At 29.9% G+C, this 2,028-nt stretch carries 1 protein-coding gene and 1 pseudogene; both read right to left on the reverse strand.

The annotated features are described in order from the left end of the window. Window positions 1-119: 119 nt before the first annotated feature. Complete coding sequence (locus ACOTVC_RS08585; protein ID WP_257936055.1) at window positions 120-1,406, reverse strand: hypothetical protein; 1,287 nt, start codon at window positions 1,404-1,406, stop codon at window positions 120-122. Between the two features lie 77 nt (window positions 1,407-1,483). Further along, a pseudogene (locus ACOTVC_RS08590) lies at window positions 1,484-2,028 on the reverse strand (hypothetical protein); the annotation flags it as partial.

Raw genomic sequence — 2,028 nt, forward strand, 5'->3', positions numbered from 1 at the left:
ATTAAATAACATAACCCCACCAAAACCCAATAAGCTTAAATTTTTTAAATTCTCTAAAGCTTTTCTTTTTTCTAAATCAATTTGAAGTATTTTTTGCATTATTTTTCCTTTTTTTGTTTTTATTCTTTTATATTATGCTCTTTAGCATAAGCTAGTATTTTAGCTCGAAGTTCTTGCGGAAAATTATATCTATATATGGCAGGAATTCTTGGATCAAGGAGTTTATCAAGCTTATGTCTTTTATAATACCATTCTAGGTTTTCAGGGGTAAAATAATAAGGTGCATTAGGATAGCCTTGAGGTGGAGTTAGGGCTGCTAGTTTGGCATGTAGTATTAAAGTATCATTAAAAAGTTGTGCTCTTTCTTCGCTCCAATCATTAGGTGTATCGGTTTCATAACCTTGCCTCATACCCTTTCTATATCCAACCATATAACGATCAAATTCTCTTCTGCTTTCATAAGTAGAATCTACATCCCTTGGATCTTTTATCTTACCCTCAACTATATCACTTCTTAAGGCTTTGTATATATCTCCAAATTCATCATTAGCCAATCTATATTTATTATAATCAATTATCCAATCTACTCCCATAATCTCGTCTATAAAAGGAAGCATACCAAATTCATCAGGTTTTAAAGTCTTAGCTAAGGTTTTAATCTCTTGTTCTCTTAAAGGATTTTTATGCACTCCCACTAAACCACTTCCTACAGCAATATCAGCATAACCATAAATAGCACCTAATAAATTAGGTTTATCTAATATACTACTTCCTCCACTTAATTGTATATAAAGTATAGTAGCTTGGATAAATCTTGCATTAAAACCATTTTGAGACATATCATTAGCTAGATATTTATAATCACCTAATATTCCTGCTGCCATACCCCATTCATTATGAAATAAACTTGATCTTAGATTATGTTTATTATCATCTACTATTCTATATAATTTTTCATATTTAGGATCTACATTTCCTTTTTCATCTACAGCTCCTATAGCTTCATAAGGTATATCTATAACAACACTTCTTATACCACTTCTTATAACTAAATACTTATATCTTTCTTTTTTAGTTTTTAAAGATTTATAATAAGCTTTTTCTGCTTTAGTCCAAGGAGCTATGCTTCCTTTAATAGGATCTTTTAAATAAATACTTTGCCAATCTTTAAACTCAAGCAAAGTAGAACTTTGCCCTGTGTAAAGATTGGGATCTAAATATCTGGGTTGATAGTCTTTATAGGGGGAGTTTTGTTTGATATTGTGTGCTTCAAACAAAGCTTTAGAATATTCTTGGGTGTATTTGCCTACCTTAGCTCCCCCATCACTTAATAAAATTTTATTCGTTTTTTTTTCTACATCTAATATAACACCATTAGGCATATAAATTTCATAAGTTTCACTCATTTTTATCCTTTCTTTAATTAACCTATACATAAACCATCTTCCATGATTATAGTAGTAGCTAATGAAATTCATTATTTTTACTCTTTTATATTATGCTCTTTAGCATAAGCTAGTATTTTAACTCTTAAATCCTCTGGGAAATTATATCTATATATGGCAGGAATTCTTGGATCTTTTAATCTATCTAGTTTGTGTTTTTTGTAAATAAATTCCAATCTTTCTGGGCTAAAATAATAAGGTGCATTAGGATAGCCTTGAGGAGGAGTTAGAGCTGCTAGTTTGGCTTCTAGTATCATGGATTTCATGGTTAATTTTGCCGAATTTTCACTTCTTTCATTTCTAATATCTACATCATAATTAGTTTTCATTCCATTTCTATAAGCATACATTTTTTGATCAAATTCCCACCTACTCTCTGGAGTAGAATCTATATCTCTTGGATCTTTTAACTTACCTTTTAAAACATCATCATCTAAAGCCCTAATAATTCTACCTGTTTCATCATGTGTTATTCTATATTTATTCACATCAATAATCCAATCCACTCCTATAAGTTCATCTAAGAAAGGAAGCATTCCAAATTCATCATAAGGAGGATTTTTAGAAAAATCTTTTAGCATTT

Origin of the sequence: Campylobacter sp. GB48 (assembly GCF_049221845.1) — a bacterium.
Lineage (GTDB): Bacteria > Campylobacterota > Campylobacteria > Campylobacterales > Campylobacteraceae > Campylobacter_D > Campylobacter_D lari_C.

Excerpts from the sequence above, each read along its gene's own strand:
- ACOTVC_RS08585 (WP_257936055.1), bottom strand. The coding sequence starts at position 1,406 with ATGAGTGAAACTTATGAAATTTATATGCCTAATGGTGTTATATTAGAT.